The organism is [Flexibacter] sp. ATCC 35208 (assembly GCF_001975825.1).
GTDB lineage: Bacteria > Bacteroidota > Bacteroidia > Chitinophagales > Chitinophagaceae > Chitinophaga.
Map to the genome: position 1 here is coordinate 1 of NZ_MTKN01000189.1, position 907 is coordinate 907.

The following is a 907-nucleotide window of genomic DNA, read 5'->3' on the forward strand; positions in this document are numbered from 1 at the left end:
TTAAAAGTATAAACAACTTCAAAATAAAAAAGTATACCAAAATTGCCTGGATATAGAGAATTTGGCCGCTTATTTATTAGCTGTTTTCAAGCAATTAATATACCCATTATATTTCAACACTTCCTAAAACAAACCTAACATACAATTCGAACGCCGATTGTTTATCAGAAAACTCTGTGAAATAAGAGAAGAAACTTCGATTATATAATTATCCCCTTAAAATAAAACTGTTCTAAGTTCTGCTTTAACAAAACTGAGTCAAACCAGTATTGGACAAGCTTTAAAAAACCGCGCAACTTATTATCGATATAAGAAGCCGTTTTGGAGCTGTCCTTCATATCATTGAACATGGTTTTCATATGTGCCATACCGATTGTACTCTTACCAGATTCAAGGTATTGGGTAAAAGCTCCTTTGGCAGAAGAGTTCATGCCACTTAAGCCTAATTTGCTGAAAGGAATACTATCAGGAGTAGGTGCACTTGCATGTATACTATCTGGTCCTGCCCGCTGATTTACAGCCGTAATAACGGCCTGTTTCAAAGCTGGCTGACTTAAGATCTCCCAGGTCGGAAGGAATGGTGTCAGGGCTAACGGGTAAAAGGGATAGGTACGGCTCACCGGCAAATGCACGGTGCCCAAGCATTACCAGTAATAGGCAACAGACTACCGGTAATGCCTTTTTCAGCATTTTACACATGATTTAAAGGTTCAAACAGTAATGGAAATCATTCACGTCCCCCAAGGCATTTGAATAATAATTAAATACTGCAGTTAAATAATGGTACAAACAAAATAGCATACGTCATTACAGAATATCAAAAGATCAGGGATATCGTACAGAATCTTTGATATTTTAATCGGGCTATCTTTTCGTAGGTATTACTCTTAATAATGAAGTTGTTTAG

At 36.7% G+C, this 907-nt stretch carries 1 protein-coding gene; it reads right to left on the reverse strand.

The window, feature by feature from the left end; genetic code table 11:
- Positions 1 to 200: 200 nt before the first annotated feature.
- Positions 201 to 641: a hypothetical protein gene (locus BW716_RS35000; RefSeq protein WP_083730669.1), complete on the reverse strand. Its 441-nt coding sequence runs from the start codon at positions 639 to 641 to the stop codon at positions 201 to 203.
- Positions 642 to 907: the final 266 nt, after the last annotated feature.